This is a genomic window from Zymobacter palmae (assembly GCF_003610015.1).
Taxonomy (GTDB): Bacteria; Pseudomonadota; Gammaproteobacteria; order Pseudomonadales; family Halomonadaceae; genus Zymobacter; species Zymobacter palmae.
In genome coordinates, this window is sequence record NZ_AP018933.1 from 2,047,090 (window position 1) to 2,065,775 (window position 18,686).

General features: G+C 56.9%; 13 protein-coding genes. 6 read left to right on the plus strand and 7 right to left on the minus strand.

What is annotated here, in order from left to right; translation table 11 throughout:
* Window position 1 precedes the first annotated feature (1 nt).
* Both ZBT109_RS09205 and ZBT109_RS09210 read right to left on the minus strand, forming a co-directional pair.
* Complete coding sequence (locus ZBT109_RS09205) at window positions 2–916, minus strand: LysR family transcriptional regulator (protein ID WP_027704924.1); 915 nt, start codon at window positions 914–916, stop codon at window positions 2–4.
* A 239-nt stretch (window positions 917–1,155) separates the two neighbouring features.
* Entirely contained in the window at window positions 1,156–2,484 is a 1,329-nt protein-coding gene (locus ZBT109_RS09210; protein ID WP_038277990.1) for a nucleobase:cation symporter-2 family protein, read from the minus strand.
* 290 nt (window positions 2,485–2,774) lie between these two features.
* Here ZBT109_RS09210 and ZBT109_RS09215 point away from each other — a divergent pair, with 290 nt between their 5' ends.
* A complete protein-coding gene (locus ZBT109_RS09215) occupies window positions 2,775–2,981 on the plus strand; it encodes a hypothetical protein (RefSeq protein ID WP_027704922.1) in 207 nt (68 codons plus the stop codon).
* A gap of 146 nt (window positions 2,982–3,127) precedes the next feature.
* Here ZBT109_RS09215 and ZBT109_RS09220 read toward each other — a convergent pair whose 3' ends face one another.
* Window positions 3,128–4,489: an NCS2 family permease gene (locus tag ZBT109_RS09220; protein WP_027704921.1), complete on the minus strand. Its 1,362-nt coding sequence runs from the start codon at window positions 4,487–4,489 to the stop codon at window positions 3,128–3,130.
* Window positions 4,490–4,760: 271 nt separating this feature from the next.
* Between ZBT109_RS09220 and ZBT109_RS09225 the strand changes: the two genes are divergently transcribed.
* A complete protein-coding gene (locus ZBT109_RS09225) occupies window positions 4,761–5,591 on the plus strand; it encodes a sulfurtransferase (protein ID WP_027704920.1) in 831 nt (276 codons plus the stop codon).
* A 145-nt stretch (window positions 5,592–5,736) separates the two neighbouring features.
* Window positions 5,737–6,951 carry an archaetidylserine decarboxylase gene (gene asd, locus ZBT109_RS09230; RefSeq protein WP_331813028.1) on the plus strand — a complete coding sequence of 405 codons (1,215 nt, stop codon included), beginning with the start codon at window positions 5,737–5,739 and terminating at the stop codon, window positions 6,949–6,951.
* Between the two features lie 148 nt (window positions 6,952–7,099).
* On the opposite strand, the gene ZBT109_RS09235 is transcribed toward asd, so the two are convergent.
* The 3 genes from ZBT109_RS09235 to ZBT109_RS09245 form a co-directional block, all read right to left on the minus strand.
* Complete coding sequence (locus ZBT109_RS09235) at window positions 7,100–7,987, minus strand: OmpA family protein (RefSeq protein WP_027705177.1); 888 nt, start codon at window positions 7,985–7,987, stop codon at window positions 7,100–7,102.
* Between the two features lie 746 nt (window positions 7,988–8,733).
* Window positions 8,734–11,931 carry an efflux RND transporter permease subunit gene (locus ZBT109_RS09240; protein WP_051523805.1) on the minus strand — a complete coding sequence of 1,066 codons (3,198 nt, stop codon included), beginning with the start codon at window positions 11,929–11,931 and terminating at the stop codon, window positions 8,734–8,736.
* 3 nt (window positions 11,932–11,934) lie between these two features.
* Window positions 11,935–13,158 carry an efflux RND transporter periplasmic adaptor subunit gene (locus ZBT109_RS09245; RefSeq protein ID WP_051523804.1) on the minus strand — a complete coding sequence of 408 codons (1,224 nt, stop codon included), beginning with the start codon at window positions 13,156–13,158 and terminating at the stop codon, window positions 11,935–11,937.
* A gap of 197 nt (window positions 13,159–13,355) precedes the next feature.
* Here ZBT109_RS09245 and ZBT109_RS13865 point away from each other — a divergent pair, with 197 nt between their 5' ends.
* Window positions 13,356–13,994, plus strand: coding sequence for a TetR family transcriptional regulator (locus tag ZBT109_RS13865; RefSeq protein WP_051523803.1), 639 nt, complete (start codon window positions 13,356–13,358; stop codon window positions 13,992–13,994).
* Here the strand turns inward: ZBT109_RS13865 and fliA are convergent.
* A complete protein-coding gene (gene fliA / locus ZBT109_RS09255) occupies window positions 13,986–14,795 on the minus strand; it encodes an RNA polymerase sigma factor FliA (protein WP_232012835.1) in 810 nt (269 codons plus the stop codon). The genes ZBT109_RS13865 and fliA overlap by 9 nt on opposite strands.
* A 471-nt stretch (window positions 14,796–15,266) precedes the next feature.
* On the opposite strand from fliA, the gene ZBT109_RS09260 reads away from it, so the two are divergent.
* Entirely contained in the window at window positions 15,267–16,973 is a 1,707-nt protein-coding gene (locus ZBT109_RS09260) for a proline--tRNA ligase (RefSeq protein WP_027705176.1), read from the plus strand.
* Window positions 16,974–17,162: 189 nt separating this feature from the next.
* Window positions 17,163–18,638: an AmpG family muropeptide MFS transporter gene (locus tag ZBT109_RS09265; RefSeq protein ID WP_051523802.1), complete on the plus strand. Its 1,476-nt coding sequence runs from the start codon at window positions 17,163–17,165 to the stop codon at window positions 18,636–18,638.
* Window positions 18,639–18,686 lie beyond the last annotated feature (48 nt).

Here is an 18,686-nt window from a genome sequence, read left to right on the forward strand (position 1 = left end):
ATCAATGCTCTCCGGCCACCATGGAAGTCATTGTCTGCGCCACGCGCTCAATGGCTTCCAGTGCCGCCCGCGACAGCTGACGTCGCGGCGGAATGCACAGCGCCAGCGATAAGCTACGCCGCTGACTGCCCTTAAAAGGCACAAAGGCAATCTGCCTGCTGGCCAGATCAGGCATCACGTCCAGAAGACTCAGCACCCCCACCGCCGCCCCTTCACGAATCAGCGTACGCATCAGACGGATATTATCGCAGCTCGACAGCTGGTGCGGATCAATCCCGTGACGGCTATACAGTGTTGCCGCTGCATCGCTGACGATCAGCGGCGCCGCAGGCAGCATCTGGCGCTCATCCAGCACCGCGCTTAGCGAAATGCTTTTGCGCCCCGCCATCGGATGATCGACGGCCATCGCAATTCCCAGTGGCACGTCGATCAGCGTGTGCACGGCCAGCGACGAGCTTTCCTTGGGATCGAGCAAAATACCGAAATCGACCTCCCCCGACTCGATCTTCTCGACGATACGATGGTTGTCCTCAACGTGCAGCTCGAACACCATCTCAGGCAGTTCCTGCCCGAGCGCGGCCAACGCGTGCGCTAGCGGACCTTCACTCGCGGCGTCAATCATCGCGATATCCACACGACCACGGCTGACACCTTTCAGGTCGTCGATACGCTCGCAGGAGCGCATGAATTCCTTCTGCCAGCGCATGATATCGTCGAACAACAGCTCTCCGGCCGCCGTCAGTCGCAACCCCGAAGGCAGGCGATCGAACAGCGGCACCTCAAGCGACTCCTCAACGCTCAGAATCTGCCGATTGATGGCAGATGCCGAGATGCCCAGCGAGTCAGCGGCCTTGCGCAGACTGCCGTGGCGGGCCACTTCAATGAAATAGCGAGAAAAACGGGAAAAGGGAAACATGACGACGGCTCTGAGTCTTCTCTGAACGGCCTACTAAAGGCAGCGATAAACCGCCAATGATCGCACATTCGCTGCATATCCTGAAAGAAATACTGCATTTCCTGACAAGCATAGCCCCGCTGATACACCGAACATCACCGACGGCGCAGCCCCCCCCTTGCGGCTATCACTCTTTCAGGGAAGGTCGGCACCACATCCGCTAGACCACCGATCACTCTACTCACCGTGCGCCACTATCATCAGTCATCGCTGCGCTGACGCGACACACCGTTGAACAGCAGATTCAACAGCACCGCTACCAAGCAGCTCGTACCAATACTAGAGCTCATCAACACACGCACCCATTCGGGGAAATGAGCATAGAAGTTCGGCATCATGACCGGCACCAAGCCCATTACCAGCGATGCGGCTACGATCACCAGATTCATGCTGTTGCGCTCATAGTCGACGCGCCCCAGCGTACGGATACCGCTAGCGGCAACCGTACCGAACAGCAGTACGCCGCCGCCACCCAGTACCGGCAACGGAATGGAAGCCGCCACCTGCCCCCAAAAAGGCAACAGCCCCAGCACGACCAGCAGCGCCCCACCAGCCGCCACCACAAAGCGACTCTTAACGCCTGTGATCGCGATCAGTCCGATATTCTGAATGAAGACGCTCTGCGAGAACGAACCAAAGATCGGTGATAGTGCGCTCGATAGCATGTCGGCACGCAGCCCATTAGCGATGCGCGGCGCGTCCATGCGTGTTCCAACGACCTCCCCTGCGGCCAGCAGCCCGGCGGTGGTCTCAGCCAGCAACACCACCATAATCAATGTCATTGACAGAATCGCACTGATATCGAACTGCGGCAGCCCAAAAGCGAATAGTGCCGGTAGCGCCACCCAAGCACTGCCATCCGAAACGAAAGTGACCTTGCCGCAGGCCCATGCGATCAGATAGCCACACACCATGCCCAATAAGATCGCCAATGGTCGTACCGCGGGCGGCGCAAGGCGCTGGATCAACAGCACAATCACCAGTGTCAGCATGCCCAGCCCGATATTGCTCATGCTGCCCGCGTCAGGGCCATACCCGCCCATCAGCCAACTGATCGCAACAGGTACCAGCGACAACCCAATCACCGTGACTACGCTGCCAGACACGACGGGCGGAAACAGCCTGACAATCTGGGCAAAACATGGTGCCAGCAAGAATCCCAACACTGACGACACTATGATGGCACCGAAGATCACCGGCAGGCTGCACCCACCGCTCAGCAAACTGAGCATGGTTGCCACACCAGTGAACGATACCCCCTGCACTAGCGGCAAGCGCACACCGATGCGCCAGATACCCAGACTCTGTAGCAGCGTCGCCAGCCCACTGACGAACAGCGCCGCTGTTACCAGCGCGGCAGTTTCCACCTGAGACAGATGAGCAGCAGGCCCGATGATCAGTGGTGGCGCAATGATCCCGCAGTACATGGTCAGGATGTGTTGAATACCGTAGGCCAGCGTCTTACCGCCGCCTAGGCGGGTATCTTCGGGTGGCACCACGAATGAGGAAGAAGTGGAAGGTGACGTCATAGGGGTTAGCCCACCTTGTGATGATCGAGAGAAAGCAGTCATGCGCGCCATTGCTTTCTATTGAAGCGTTACAGCACGCGGTATTGAGTGGAACGACAACGCAGTGCCCGCTTGATATCGACACTGCTTCACAGAAGTGGGCGACGCACAAAGACGACATTTTTACTGCGCATCCTATGTGCAGCTATCGCCTCGTATTGTGCTCATTCCGACCACAAATGTGCATTATTTATTTCAAAGCGAAACGATTGTTATAGTAATCCCGCATTCAATAACAAAAGGAAAACACCATGTCATTCGAGTACCAACGCGTCAACTTCAGCGAAAATCACGAACTTAACTACCTGCTGCGCCGTATCGGCAAGCGTCAGACCCAGCAGAACCGTGATACGGTCGTTACACTCGGGAAATCGCTCAAAAAAGCACTCAAAGTGCGCACGCTGACTCATCAGCAGTTCATTCCCTTCCTGCGCGGCAAACGCGCGCTGCTGAAATAACTGTCACCTCGAACCTCACCGATAGAGGCCACTCGGCACTCTGACACGAAGGTCATTTCATGTTCCATGATCCCTTGAACAGAAAAGGCCTCCCTGTTGCAGGAGGCCTTTTTTCGTCATACGGGCATGATCATGCTCACGATGCGTCAGTGCGTCGGCACAGCGAACAGCCCCAGCGATAGCAGGAACAGTACCCACATTGCCGGATGGATTTCCTTCCATTTACCACACGCCACCTTGACCACTACATACGACAGCATGCCGAACACAATACCGTGTGTGATCGAGTAGGTCAGCGGAATCATGATCATGGCCAAAAAGGCCGGAATCCCAACTTCCAGATTACGCCAGTCCACTTCACCGATCGACGACGCCATAAAGACACCGACCATGACCAGTGCCGGTGCCGTCGCCAGCGAAGGCACCAGCTGCAACAGCGGCGATAGGAACAGGAACGGCAGGAACAGCAGCGCGCAGACAATCGCGACAATCCCGGTTTTACCCCCTTGGCTGACCCCCGCGGCAGATTCAACGAACGCGTTGGCGGAACTGGTGCCCAGCGGGGCAGAGATCAGTGCCGAGAAAGCATCGACCATCATGGAACGCTTGAGGTTACGCGGTTCACCGTTTTCATCAAGCAGATTGCCCGCCTGACAGACGCTCATGAACGTCGAGAGCGCATCAAAGAAGGTGGTGAACAGCACCACGAAGATGAACGGCACATAGCTATACTGAAGAGCCCCGAAGATATCGACGATATCCGACCAGTGCGCGGCTTTGAAGCGCTCGAACGACGGCATCGAGATAATCTCGGTGTAGTTGACGAGTGTCTTGGAGCTTTCGGTGATCGCCGTGAAGTGGGTGTCATCGAACCAGCGACCGACCGGAATGGCCAGAATCGTGGTCAGAGCAATCCCCAGCACCAACGCGCCCGGCACCTTGCGAACAACGCAACCGATAGTGATGGCAAGCCCGATAAGAAAGACGACCAGAGAAGGAGAGATTTCACCCATGCCTACGATAGTGGCTGGGTTGGAGACGACCAGCCCAGCATTCTTGAGGCCGATCAAGGTGACGAACAATCCGATACCGCTACCGACCCCATAGCGCAATGAAGCGGGAATGGCTTCGATCACATATTTGCGCGCGTTAAACAGCGCCAACAGCAGGAACAGCACGCCGGCCCAGAATACACAACCCAACGCGATCGGCAGCGGCATGCCATGCCCGATGACCATCGTGTAGGTGAAGAGCGCGTTGAGCCCCATACCGGGCGCAACCAAGATAGGGTTCTTGGCGTAAAGCCCCATCGCCAGACAGCCGAAGGCACTGATCAGTACCGTTGCGGTCAGCGCCTGATCGAACGGTATGTTTGCCTGGTGTAGGATGTTCGGGTTAACAGCAATGATATACATTGCCGCCAGAAAGGTACTGGCCCCTGCGATGATCTCGCGCCGTAGGGTACTTCCCTGAGCCTTGATACCAAAATATCGCTCAAGCACGCGCATACTCCAATTGCTGTCTGGTCGTTGGAACGATATATGGCCCGCGTGCTGTAATGAGCAGGCAGGCCATACACCGAGCGATCCTGCGGGCAGACACCCTTTTCGATCCGGGGTAGACTACTCGGCCCGTGCAGTATACCCGTTACAGAACAAAGAGACGACAACTGTTGTCAGGTCTTTATATTCCCTCTATAGAGCATGCTAGTTTCATGCCATGCTGCTCCGTTATCTTACCGATACTGCCCGCTCACGAGGCCATAGGGAGATTCGCACCATGTCCGATGCACTGACCGCCCCCTTGCTTCCACTTGTCGTCAGCACCGAACAGCTGGACGCCCATCGCCACAGTGAACGCGTGGTGATCATTGACGTACCGACCCAACCCGAGCGCTACCTTCACGCCCATATTCCGGGTGCCTACGTGCTCGACTACACGCTGCTGTTCAATGGACGAGCACCGACGCCCGCCGCAGCCCCGGACGACACCGTCATTGCCACCCTACTGTCCAGCCTTGGCATCACAACGGATACGCATGTCGTCGCTTATGATGATGAAGGCGGTGGCTGGGCGTCTCGCCTGCTGTGGACGCTGGCATTGGTCGGGCACAAGCATTATTCCCTGCTGGACGGTGGCCTACATGCTTGGCGGGCCGATCGCCGCCCTATTGAGACGACACCGTCACTGCCCACACGCGCCCACTATATAATCGAAGGGCGCAACGAAGACGTTGCTACCAACGCCGAAGCACTGCTGGCGACACCGGAAGCCTTCACGATTTGGGACGCTCGCTCGCCAGAAGAGTATCGCGGTGAGCTTGGCCAGTCGCCCCGCTTGGGCCATATGCCGGATGCTATCAACGTAGACTGGCGCCTGCTGTTCGACACCGATAACGCCTACCGCCTGCGCCCCAAAGACGAGCTGAAGGCGCTGCTGGAACGCTACGGCCTAACGCCCGATCGCCAAATCGTAGCGCACTGCCAGAGCCATCATCGCAGCAGCCTAGCCTGGCTGGTGGGTCAGTACCTAGGCTATCCTCGACTCAGCGCCTATCCCGGCGCATGGCTTGAATGGGGCAGTCGCACGGACACGCCGATCACGTGCTGAACGCACCCCAGCCACATCCTTCAACGCCGCCCGCTACTTTTTCGTACACGCCTAATAGCGAACATGAGCGGGCCGCACCAGATTGAATCAGCGTCAGCGCTCAGCCATGCGACGACGCCCCCTGCCCTCACTCTAGGAATCGCCCGTGAAAGCAGACATGCTCTTTTCACTCTGCCAATACCCCTTGCCTCACCATCTGATCACACGCTTGACTGGCTGGCTGGCAGATAACCAGACGCCGTGGCTGAAGGACATGCTAATTCGTCGCTTCATCCGCATGTACGATGTGGACATGCAGCAAGCCGCCGAGCCGTCCCCCACCGCTTATGCCAACTTCAATGCGTTCTTTACGCGCGCACTCAAGGAAGAGGCTCGTCCTGTTCAACAGGGGCTGATATCACCAGCCGACGGCGTACTGTCCCAGTTTGGTACCATCGAACAGGGCGAGATGATTCAGGCTAAAGGACAGTACTACACCCTAACCAGCCTGCTGGGCGGGGATGAAGACGAAGCACGTTCCTACGCCAATGGCAGCTTTGCCACCGTCTACCTTTCACCTAGCGATTACCATCGCGTTCATATGCCGTGCCAAGGCACGCTGCGCGCCACCTGCTACATTCCCGGCCGCCTGTTCTCGGTCAACCAGGCGACTACGGCACATGTCAGCGAACTGTTTGCGCGCAATGAACGTTTGGTATGCCACTTCGATACACCCTATGGCCCGATGGCACTGGTACTGGTAGGCGCCATGATCGTCGCCGGCATCGAAACCGTCTGGCAGGGGCGCTATCAACCTGCCCACCCACAGCATGCCACGCGCCAGCAGTTCGAAGCAGGTGAGGTCACGCTGAACAAAGGGGATGAAATGGGGCGCTTCTACCTAGGCTCCACCGTAGTGGCCTGTTTCAGCGAGACGTTCGATTTCAGCGCGTGTTCGAAAGACATGAAGGTACAGATGGGGCAGACGCTTGATGCGGCTGATGCGGCTGATGCGGCTGATGCGGCTGATGCGGCTGATGCGGCTGATGCGGCTGATGCGGCTGATGCGGCTGATGCGGCTGATGCGGCTGATGCGGCTGATTCGGCTGATTCGGCTGATTCGGCTGATTCGGCTGATTCGGCTGATTCGGCTGATTCGGCTGATTCGGCTGATTCGGCTGATTCGGCTGATTCGGCTGATTCGGCTGATTCGGATGATTCGGATGATTCGGATGATTCGGATGATTCGGATGATTCGGATGATTCGGATGATTCGGATGATTCGGATGATGAAGATGATGAAGATGATGAAGATGATGAAGATGATGAAGATGATGAAGATGATGAAGATGATGACAGCAGAGACGATTCTCGCTTCTGATGCACCTTTTTTTCTTATCGAGGCCTAGGCGGTTGTCATGATTCAGCCGCCACTGCCGATGATATAGAAACAAGAAAGGCATCCCGAGGGATGCCCTTCTTCTCGTAACACAAGAAGACTCACGGCCAAAGCCGTGAGCCGTCAGGCATTACTTGTTGTCAACCGGAGCGATTTCTACGCGACGGTTTTCAGCACGACCAGCTTTGGTTTTGTTGGAAGCAACCGGGCGAGTCATACCGTAACCTTCCGCAGTAACGCGTTCCTGACCTACGCCCTGGCTAACCAGGAAGCGCATGACGGAGTTCGCACGCTCTTTGGACAGTTTCATGTTGTAAGCAGCAGAACCGGTAGCATCGGTGTGACCTTCAACGCGAATGCGAACATTCGGGTTAGCTACCAGACGCTGTGCAACAACGCTCAGGGTCTGCTGGGAATCAGCTGTCAGTTCGTAAGAGTCGAACTTGAAGTGGATGTCGTGGAGAACCAGGTTAGCCGGGCAACCCAGAGCATTCACTTTGACGCCAGCCGGAGTATCCGGGCACTGATCCTGGAAGTCCGGTACGCCATCACCGTCGGAATCCAGCGGGCAGCCTTTAGCGTCTACCGCTACACCAGCCGGAGTACCCGGGCACTGGTCGAGGTAGTCCGGTACGCCGTCACCGTCGGAATCCAGCGGGCAGCCCTGTGCGTCAACTGCAACACCTGCCGGAGTACCCGGGCACTGGTCGCGATCGTCCGGTACGCCGTCGCCGTCGGAATCGGCTACGCCGGTTTCCGGGGATTTGCACAGCAGAGCTGCTGCAGTAGCACCACCCACAGCACCAACAGCTGCGCCAGTGCCTTCGTGACTGCCGCCGCTGCTAACGCCGTAGCCAAGGCCGCCGCCGATCAGAGCGCCAGCGACGCCACAAACGACTTTGTTCTGATACCAGTGAGGTGCTTCGGCACCATTCGGGGAATGATTAGTGCTGGCACAGCCGGAAAGGCTCATGACCAGTGCAGACCCCAGCAATAAGCCAGTCGCAGATTTGTTCATGCAAGACTCCTTCTTGATACAACGCTTCGCGGCTGTGTGCCTGTGAAGCGGTTCCGATTGTAGGCAACCTGCTAGCCTGGAACTCCCTCTTACGCGCCAGGAACAAACCACCCCGGAAGCGTGTCCATGCTAATGTGCGGCCATGAAACTACTCTAGTGCCTTTATTCTGCAATGCCATGAATCAGCGAAGATTCATTGGCGATGCAGTGCACCGAAGTGCCTCAAGCTCATGAATGATGCTATATCCGAACAGCGTTTTCAATCGCTGTTTACCACATCATAGTCCATTATAAATGGTATGCTTCATCTTTTTCATGGCGCCGTAACACAGGTTCTTTTCCTCTGTGATGCCTACAGCACACATCACAGAGGATGATAGACCCTATCCTGCAGTTACGCACGTATGAACCCGTCTGCTTTCGCTTATCTTTCTCAATTGTTTCGTATTGATTTTATCGTTACAGATCATGTCCCCGACGTGCATCGCCCATGCCATTGCGGAAAAACATCGTCTTTTCATGGAACTTTATGCGCATTGAGTGACGCAACGTAGCGTTTTACACGTGTAAGAGCCCCCCCTCTGCCGACACAACCTTGCTTTACCCTACCGTCATCCCAGCCCTTTTCTTTCCTATATCGCACTACTGTTCGTCTTTTTCTTGCCCTTCATTTACAAAAAAACACCCCAACGCAAAGCGCTGGGGTGTTCTGTTGCGACCACTATAGTATTGCTAGCGGAACGGCATCACTGTTTCTGTTGCGGTGCATCGTCCGAATGTAGGTCTTCTTCGAACTGCTCATGCGTGGACTTGCGGTTACCCCACAGTCGGTGCTGAGCAGAGGCAATCATGTAGTAGAACGCCGGTACGAAGACACTAGCCAACAGCATGACGCACAGCATACCGCCCACCACGGTGGTCCCGATATGGTGACTGTTGGTGTCACCAGCACCCGAGGCCAGCATCAGCGGCAGCGTACCGAAGATGAACGCCAGCGAAGTCATGATGATTGGGCGGAAACGCAGGTGAGCAGCTTCGAGGGCGGCTTCACGAATGCTAAGGCCGCGCTCCTTGCGCACCAACTCCGCGAACTCGACGATCATGATCGCGTTCTTCGCGGCAAGCCCCACGACCACCAAGAAGCCAATCTGAACGTACACGCTGACCTCAAGGCCACGCATCCATACAGCCAGTACAGCACCTAGGAAAGCAAACGGCACAGAGGTCATGACCGCCAGCGGCATCGCCCAGCTTTCATACTGTGCAGCCAAGATCAGGAATACCATCACCAGCCCGAAGACGATGGCCAGTGCGGCAGCACTACCCGCATGCGTTTCCTGATAGGACGTATCCGTCCATGACATGCCCCAGTCGCGTCCCAGCGTATCACGCACCACGTCGTTCATGGCATTCAGCGCGTCGATGGAGCTATAGCCCGGCGCCGAGCTACCTTGGAACAGCGCCCCTGTCGTCACATTGATACGCGTCACGTTGACAGGCGCCGTCGTACGTTCAAGCGACGCCACTTCGGACAGCGGAATCAGCTTGCCACTGCTGCTGGACACGTAGATACGGTTCAGGTCTTCAGGCGACTGGCGGTATTCGCCATCGTTCTGCACGTAGACGCGATAGTTGCGGTTCTGGTACGTGAAGAAGTTGACGAAGCTGTTACCCAGCGTGCCTGACAGCGTGTCCTGAATGGTGCTCAGTTCAATGCCATAGGCCGTAGCCTTTTCCTGGTCAATGTGCAGGCGATAGCTGGGCACGTTAACGTCGAACGACGTGCGTACACCGGCCAGCTCAGGCCGCTTAGCAGCGGCTGCCATCACTTTCAGGGAAGCCTGATACAGCTGTTCAGAGGACGCCCCGTTGTACGGCTGCAGATAGCCGGAGAAGCCCCCCATCGACGACAATCCGATGATCGGCGGCATGTTCACCGCAAAGACCATACCGCCCTTCACCTGCTGCCCCGCACCCATGATTTTGCCGAGCAACTGAGTCGACGTTTCTGAACGCTCGCTCCACGGCTTCAGAGTGATGAAGAACGCCCCACGCGCCGTATTGGTGGACGAGGTCGTCAGATCGTACCCCACTATCTCTGTCACATACTGAATGGAAGGGTCTTTCCGCAGAATTGCGGCAACCTGATCCATATACTGCTCGGTACGCGCCAGTGACGATGCACTCGGCATTATGACCGGCGCCATAACCATCCCTTGGTCGGTCGTCGGTACCAACGTGCTGGGGTTGCGTTCGTAGATGAGCACTGCCGCAAGGCTGACCGCTACCAGAATGGCAAGCGAAACAAACCAAGCACGAATGGCGGCACGCACCAAGAACATGTACAGATGTGTGACCTTGTCGAAGACCTTGTTGAAGATATCCAGCGGCTTATGCAGCACACGGGCAATAGCATTGCCCTTCTCTTCACTGACGTGACGGATCAGCAGAACGCATAGTGCCGGTGTCAGGGTCAGAGCCACGACCGCGGAAATAGCCACCGAAATGGCGATGGTTACCGCGAACTGCTTGTACATCATCCCCGTCAGCCCACCGAGGAAGCCTACCGGCACGAAGACGGATGCCATAATGAACGCCGTCGCGACAACAGGGCCGCTTACTTCGCGCATTGCCTCGACAGTCGCTCTGAAGATCGAGAGCTTCTTGTCTTCCGCCATCAAGCGTTCAACGTTTTCGACCACCAGAATGGCGTCATCCACCACGATCCCGATCGCCAGTATCATCCCAAATAGAGACAGCAAGTTGATCGAGAAGTCTAGGGCATACATCCCTGCAAACGTCCCGATGACCGCAATTGGCACCACGGACATGGCAATGACCATGACGCGCCAGTTCTGCAGGAAGATAAAGACGATGATCGCCACCAAGATCAGCGCTTCTACGAAGGTATGGATAACCGATTCGATCGACGCGTTGATAAACAGCGTAGTGTCGTAGGGGATGGAATAGCTCATGCCTTCCGGAAAGTGCTGGGAAAGCTCGGCCATCCGTGCCTTAACGGCATTAACCGTCGATACCGCATTACTACCCGGCTGCTGCTGAACCATGATGGGCGCCATACCCCCACCATTCATTTTCGACAGCACAGCATAGGAAGAAGAACCCAACTCAATGCGAGCAACGTCTCCCAAACGCAGCGTACTACCATCGCTATTGGTGCGCAGGATGATATTACGGAACTGGTCCGCCGTATTGAAACGCCCACCAGCACTGATGGTATAGGTGAACGGTGCGGCTGTTCCCTGTGGCGTTGCCGCAAGGTTACCCGCCGGAACTGCTTTGTTCTGGTAGGTAATCGCCGTCTTGACCTCGGCAGGCGTCAGGCTGTACTGAGCCAGCTTGCTCGGGTCAAGCCAGATACGCATAGCGAACTCGCTGTTCCCCAATACGGCGGCATCCCCTACCCCAGAAATCTGCTTGAGAGAATCCGTCAGATTGATGGCGGCATAGTTCTGCAGATAGGTACGGTCGTATGCCCCTGTCGGAGACGTCAGCGCCACCAGCATCAGCATGCTGCCAGACTTCAGATCGACCTGAACCCCTTGCGCCTGCACTTCGCTGGGCAGAGAGGCCAGTGCCTGCTGCACGCGGTTGTTGACGTTGATGGTATCAGTGTTGCCGTCAGACCCTACGGCAAAGGACACACTCATCTGCATGACACCCGAGTCGGTACTCGTGGACGTCATGTAGAGCATGTTCTCGACACCGTTGATCTGCTGCGCCAGGGGGGCTGCAACGGTTTCCGCCACCGTCTCGGCATTGGCGCCGGGATAGGTAGCGGTGATGCTGACCGACGGCGGTACTACATCTGGATACTGCGCGATCGGCAGTATCCTCATCGCCATGGCTCCGATCAGCGTAATGATGACCGAGAGCACCGTGGCGAAGATCGGTCTCTGAATGAAGAACCTGGATATATTCATGCTTTACGCCCCACTGTTCTGGCCAGCCTCAGCGCTGGAAGAACTGTCTTGTGCGTTAGCGTCATGATCACCGCTCCACGGCTGCGGATCGACGGTCATGCCTTCACTCAGGCTGCCTGGATCGCTGAAAACCACACGGTCACCCGATGCCAGCCCTTCGTCGATGATCTGCCAGTTGCCAGCCTGATCGCCCAGTTTGACCAAACGCCCTTGCAGGTGATTGTTCTGATCCAGCACCAGCACCTGCGGTCCCATCAACCCCTGTTTAACAGCAATTTGAGGAACAGCGAAGGCGTTGAAGCGCACCATATTCTGCAGATGAACGCGAACGAACTGCCCGGGCAGGAACAGATGCTGCGGGTTGCTAAAGCTAGCGCGCGCTTCGACAGTACTGGTGCCTTGATCAACATTGCTGCCTAAGAAGTCCAGCTTGCCCACCAGATTAGAGGCGGCATCGCCGGAAATACCTGGGAATTCAAGCACAGCCTGAACATCAGGCACTCCGGCACGACCGATCTGCTGGCGAAGCTGGAAGGCATCGCGTTGAGGCAGCTGGAAGCGCACTTCGAGTGGATCAACAGGCGTCACGGTTGTCAGCTCGGTGTTGGCCGTCATGACCGTGCCGATGTTGACTTCGTTGAGCCCCGCTTGCCCAGCTGTCGGTGCACGGACCTCGGTGTAGTCGAGGTTGATGCGAGCGCTGTCAAGTGCGGCCTTGGTCTGCTGAACACTGGCCAGAGAGGTGGCAAGCGTGTTGCGTGCACTGTCGCGCGACTGCTGACTGATCGCCCCTTTCTGGAACAGGGTTTCGTAACGCTGATTGTCGCGGCGAGCGTTCTCATACGTTGCCTGAGCGCTGGCTAGGTTAGCCTGCGCCTGCGCCAGCTCTGCTTTATAAGGGGCCTGCTCAATGACGTATAACAGCTGTCCGGGACGAACCTGCTCGCCCGGTTTATAGTGCTGCGACTCCAGACGCCCACTGACACGCGCGACGATGCTTACGGCGGCATCGCTACGAATCATAGCGGGATAGCGTTTGTCGAGCGGGATGTTGCGTCGACTGACCTGGGCTACTTCAGCCTTGGCAGCCGGTGCTTTCTGAGCGCTTTCCCCATTTGCTGAGGCAGCTTTACCTGCAGAAGAGCCTTCGCTACATCCGGTACCCATCAGGACCAGAGTGGCGGCAAGACCCCACATGACAGGCTTGTAACGGCTAATTTCGATCATGTTGATGGTAATCCTGAACTGGCCTTATCAACGCCTGTCGTGTCGACGGCAGGGCAGATGGCACGCGTGGTGAAGGATGCACCCGAGTTTAGATGCAAACATGTATGTATGTAAACGTTGATAATCACGTTATGATGTGAGCAAGAAGGCGATTTGCCATTTCATTTCTTCTATATCGACAGACGACGCTAACGCTCATGGCTAGACGTACCAAGGCTGAATGCGAAGCCACCCGTAACGCCCTGCTGGACGCAGCAGAGGCTGTATTTCTCGAACAGGGCGTATCTCGCACCTCTCTTGAACAGATTGCGCGCCATGCAGGCATGACGCGCGGCGCACTCTATTGGCACTTCAAAGACAAGGACGCGCTGTTTGACGCCGTGCATCAGCGCGCCCAAGTAACCTCAGAAGAGCTGCTTGAACAGCTCTCCAGTGTCAGCGACCACAGCAATCCGCTAGAAGCGCTACGCGAAAATTTTCGTCAGGTCTTCAAGGTGCTGTCGCAACCTCGCGTGCAACGCGTGCACACCATTTTGCTGTTCCGTCGCGAGTTCTATGACCAGATCACGACGGGAGGCAACACGCGCGATATCACACTGGAATGCCTCAGCCGACTGACGCAGACACTGGAACGCATGCAGAAGGCCGGCTATGTATTGACCTGCCCGCCCGACATTGCCGCGCGCGCCATCCACTCGGCCACGTCTGGACTGATCCATGAGTGGCTGCGTGCACCCGATAGCTTCAACCTATGCGACGAGGGCGGACGCGTGATGGATTGGATACTAGACAGCCTACTGCCAGCGTCTCGCCTACCACCCTCATCTTCAGCGTGAGGCATCCCAATACGCCATGTGGTCCCGGATATCGGCGGCCATATGGCCCTCCTCAAGCAGGCGACGACGCAGGAACCGCTCTGTACGTCGCCTCAACTGGCAGATGCGAGATTCACTGACGCCCAGACGTTCGCCTAATTGACGCAACGTCATCTGTTGAAAATAGTACCCTTCCAATACTATCCGCAATCTTTCCGGCAGTTCGTCGATCGCATGCCCTAGTGCTGCCCGTACATTCTCTCGCTGATACAATCGCTCGGGTGAGTCACTCAGGCAGCGACTATCGCAGTGATATGCTGCGCCTTCCTCTTCGATACCCTCCCCCTCATAAGACAGCAGCTGGCCATTCTGTACATCGTCACGCAGCTGGTGGTAAGTCACCGATGGCATTCTTAACGATGAAGCCACTTCCACGCCCTTTGCTGCCCGCCCCAGCCGCTGCTCAAGACGCTGCTGCTCGCGTTCGATCTGACGCATGTCGTGACGCACGCTACGTGGCAGCCAGTCCCGTTCGCGCAGAGCATCCAGCATACTGCCGCGGATGCGCTGTGCCGCATAGGTATCAAACGAAGCCCCCTGCAGAGGATCATAGCGCTGACGGGCATCCAGCAAACCAACGGCACCGGCTTGAATCAGGTCGTCGATCTCGATTGTGGCTGGAAGATGTAGGCGAGCCTGCAGGGCATAGGCAATGCAGCGCACTAGGGTCATCTTCTGCCGCCAGTAAGTGCGCGTCGAGGCATTGGTAGCTGCGGCACTAGAGTGCGGATGGCGGGGTAGCATGCAGGAGGTGGATGACATAAAACGACCCTCTAAACTCGATATGGGTCATCATTTTCATAAAGAAACACCCTGCCAAAGCCATGCCACGTCCTGCCAACAGCCCCTTCATGGCGCAACGCGCCCTATAAAGTACCGCACCGGTGTCGGGCTTATGCTGTGCCGAACGATATTTGCGCCATGACGCGGCGGTAGCACACCTTCGGAACGGGTCTCCCCCTCATTCTTTTATCAATCTTAAACAGGCTTTTATTTCCTAAAGAAACACGCCCATAACCTTCAGTTAGTCGAGACAACGCCGTCTATGTCACTGAAGATAAATGTGCTCGCAGCGCCTTGCAGAAAATCCTCTTGCGCCACTAGGCATTTTCAGGCCCGTTCATTGCACGTACAATGCGCGATGGAAAACGCCGCCCGCCCGTCGGTAAACGTGCGTTCCTGCGATATCTACAACACTTTTCCTACACGCTGCTTTTCAGGAAGGCCGGTCACATGCGCGCCAGTCAATTACACCTCGCGACATTGAAAGAAACTCCCGCTGACGCAGAAGTCGTCAGCCATCAGCTCATGCTGCGTGCGGGCATGATCCGCAAGCTGGCTTCGGGGCTTTATACCTGGCTGCCACTGGGTCTGCGCACCCTGCGTAAAGTAGAACGCATCGTTCGCGAAGAAATGGATCGCGCGGGCGCTCAAGAACTGCTGATGCCGTGCATTCAGCCGGGCGAGCTGTGGCAGGAATCCGGTCGCTGGGAACAGTACGGCCCTGAACTGCTGCGCGTAAAAGACCGCCATCACCGCGATTTCTGTGTCGGCCCGACGCATGAAGAAGTTATCACTGATTTGGTGCGTCGCGAGCTGAATTCTTACAAGCAGCTGCCGATTACCTTCTATCAGGTACAAACCAAATTCCGTGATGAAATTCGCCCGCGCTTCGGTGTTATGCGTGGCCGCGAGTTCATTATGAAGGACGCGTATTCTTTCCACCTCGATCAGGCCTCGCTTGAAGCGACCTATCAGGTGATGTTTGACGCGTACAGCCGTATTTTCAACCGTCTGGGCCTGAACTTCCGCCCAGTCATCGCCGATACCGGCTCCATCGGCGGCGAAGCGTCACACGAATTCCACGTACTGGCGCAGTCCGGCGAAGACGCTATCGTGTTTTCTACCGAGTCCGACTATGCCGCCAACATGGAAAAAGCCGAAGCGCTGGCACCGACCACAGAACGCGCAGCAGCGACTCAGGATTTGACGCAAGTCGATACCCCAGACAGCCGCACGATCGACGAACTGGTCAGCCATCACGGCGTACCGATCACATCAACGGTCAAAACGCTGATCGTTCAAGGGACAGAAGGCGGTCTAGTCGCCCTGCTGGTGCGCGGCGATCATGAACTCAATGAGATCAAAGCCGCTCATCTGCCGGAAGTGGCTGACCCGCTAGTGATGGCAAGCGATGAAGAAGTGCGCGATGCCATCGGTGCCGGTTTCGGTTCCCTCGGCCCGATCGGACTCGACATGCCCATCATCGCTGACCACTCTGTTGCCGTTATGAGCGACTTCGCGGCCGGTGCCAACGTCGATGGTCAGCACTTCTTCGGTATTAACTGGGAACGCGATCTGCCGCTGCCTAAAGTCGCCGATATCCGCAACGTAGTCGAAGGCGATCCGTCTCCTGATGGCAAGGGCTCGCTGTCCATCGCACGCGGCATTGAAGTAGGCCACATCTTCCAGCTGGGCGATAAATACAGCAAAGCGCTGAACGCAACCGTGCTCAATGATCAGGGCCAAGCCTCCGTTATGACCATGGGCTGCTATGGCATCGGTATTTCGCGCGTGGTGGCAGCCGCTATTGAGCAGAACAACGATGCCTCCGGCATCATCTGGCCAGAAGCGATCGCACCGTTCACCGTGGCGATTGTGCCGATGAACGCACACCGTTCAGAACGCGTGCGCGACGCCTCAGAAGCGCTTTATCAGCAGCTGACCGCTGCCGGTTTTGACGTGCTGCTGGACGACCGCGACCTGCGCCCAGGCAACAAATTCGCCGATCTGGAACTGATGGGCATTCCGCACCGCATCGTGGTAGGTGACCGCGGTCTGGATCAAGGTGCGCTGGAATATAAGGGCCGTCGTGACGAAGCGCCGACGATGGTGCCGGAACAGGATATCGCGAACTTCCTGAACGAACGCGCCAGCTAAGCCGCGTTCTGCACCGTGTCCGCAAGGCCCACCGGCGTTCTGCCGCGTGGGCCTTGTCATGTCCGCTGTACGGTCGTGCGTATCATCGCGGATGCCTGTCGCTACAGCGGTGTTTTCCCTATCATCATGCTTTTGTCATCATGAAGCGCGCTGAGGTTCAGCGGCTTCACGCTCGAAACGGAGGCCCCATTGCCTGATGTCCCTGTGAATGCGGCCCAGCGCTGGCTGCGCAACCTTCGTTTTTACACTCGTCCACGGATGCTACTGATACTGATTCTGAGCGCCGTGGCCGGTCAGCAGTACCCGCTACTGTTCACCACGCTGCAGGCATGGTTTCACGATGCTAGCGTCGATGTTGCCACCGTGACTCAGCTGACCTGGATCGGGGCCCTGTTCTCGCTCAAGTTTCTGTGGGCGCCGCTGCTGGACAATGTCCGGCTACCACTGCTGCACCGTCTGCTCGGCAAGCGGCGCAGCTGGCTACTGCTATGCGAAGTCGGCATCATCATCGGCCTGGCCGGAATGGCCTTCCACGACCCTAACAGCTCGCGCCTACTGCTTATCCTCTATGCGTTGGTCACGGCCTTTTCCGCTGCCACGCACGATATCGCTCTGGACGCCTACCGCATCGAACTGTCTTCGGCCCCCGATGAACAGACCGCCCTCGCCTCGACCTACATCATCGGCTACCGGCTGGGGATGCTAGTGGGCGGCGCAGGTGCACTCATCATAGGGGCTCAATTCGGCTGGTCAGCAGCGTATTTTGTCATGGCGCTGATCACAGCCGTCGGCCTGTTGGCGGTACTGCTGAGCAAGCCGCCCCATGAAACCATTACCACTGATGAGCTGCTGCCTAAACAGGTCGAGCGCTTGAAAGACAAGCCGTCTTTCTATCGCGCCCTAGCATTTCTCTATAGTGCGCTGATACAACCCTTGGTGGAGTTCTTCTGCCGTTACAAGGGATTAGGGGTGCTGTTGCTGGCAATGATCTGCGTCTATCGACTCAGTGACCAGACCATGGGCAGCCTAGCAATGCCGCTCTATCAGAACGCGGGCTTCAGTGCCGCGCAGATCGGCAGCGTCAGCAAAGTATTTGGTGTACTGATGACACTGCTGGGCGGCATCGTTGGCAGCCTGCTAACATCGCGCTATGGCGTGTTCCGCCTATTGGTCGTAGGCACGCTACTCGCCAGCGTGACCAACCTGATGTACATATTGGTCGCTCTGAGCGGAACGGAAGCCACCATGCACTACATCGCACCGGGTGGTGCACTGGGAAGTCTGGCGGCCGGTGTCATTGCGATGCTGATTCCGCTGGCCGACCTGTTGCATGCCTTAGGTGTGACGCCACTTATGCTGCTGGCGACCACCATTGCGGCAGACAACCTTGCCAGCGGAATCGCGGGCACGGTGCTGGTCGGCTTCTTTGCCTCGCTGACATCGCGCCACTACACGGCAACGCAAGCCGCGCTGTTCAGCTCGCTGATGACTCTGCCCGGCAAACTGCTGGGAGGCTTCATCGGTCTGTATGTCGATCTCTACGGCTATCCGATCTCATTCTTCATGTCGACACTGATTGGCCTGCCAGCACTACTACTGGCTATTGCGGTCTACATTGTGGCGCGCCCTATCCAACAGCGCTCTCAGCAGGAAGATGACGATTAGCAACACATCACTGCCGTGAATCGTTCCATGCCGTCATCCGCCACTAGC

Excerpts from the sequence above, each read along its gene's own strand:
- ZBT109_RS09205 (WP_027704924.1), bottom strand. The coding sequence starts at position 916 with ATGTTTCCCTTTTCCCGTTTTTCTCGCTATTTCATTGAAGTGGCCCGC.
- ZBT109_RS09210 (WP_038277990.1), bottom strand. The coding sequence starts at position 2,484 with ATGACGTCACCTTCCACTTCTTCCTCATTCGTGGTGCCACCCGAAGAT.
- ZBT109_RS09215 (WP_027704922.1), top strand. The coding sequence starts at position 2,775 with ATGTCATTCGAGTACCAACGCGTCAACTTCAGCGAAAATCACGAACTT.
- ZBT109_RS09220 (WP_027704921.1), bottom strand. The coding sequence starts at position 4,489 with ATGCGCGTGCTTGAGCGATATTTTGGTATCAAGGCTCAGGGAAGTACC.
- ZBT109_RS09225 (WP_027704920.1), top strand. The coding sequence starts at position 4,761 with ATGTCCGATGCACTGACCGCCCCCTTGCTTCCACTTGTCGTCAGCACC.
- ZBT109_RS09235 (WP_027705177.1), bottom strand. The coding sequence starts at position 7,987 with ATGAACAAATCTGCGACTGGCTTATTGCTGGGGTCTGCACTGGTCATG.
- ZBT109_RS09240 (WP_051523805.1), bottom strand. The coding sequence starts at position 11,931 with ATGAATATATCCAGGTTCTTCATTCAGAGACCGATCTTCGCCACGGTG.
- ZBT109_RS09245 (WP_051523804.1), bottom strand. The coding sequence starts at position 13,158 with ATGATCGAAATTAGCCGTTACAAGCCTGTCATGTGGGGTCTTGCCGCC.
- ZBT109_RS13865 (WP_051523803.1), top strand. The coding sequence starts at position 13,356 with ATGGCTAGACGTACCAAGGCTGAATGCGAAGCCACCCGTAACGCCCTG.
- fliA (WP_232012835.1), bottom strand. The coding sequence starts at position 14,795 with ATGTCATCCACCTCCTGCATGCTACCCCGCCATCCGCACTCTAGTGCC.
- ZBT109_RS09260 (WP_027705176.1), top strand. The coding sequence starts at position 15,267 with ATGCGCGCCAGTCAATTACACCTCGCGACATTGAAAGAAACTCCCGCT.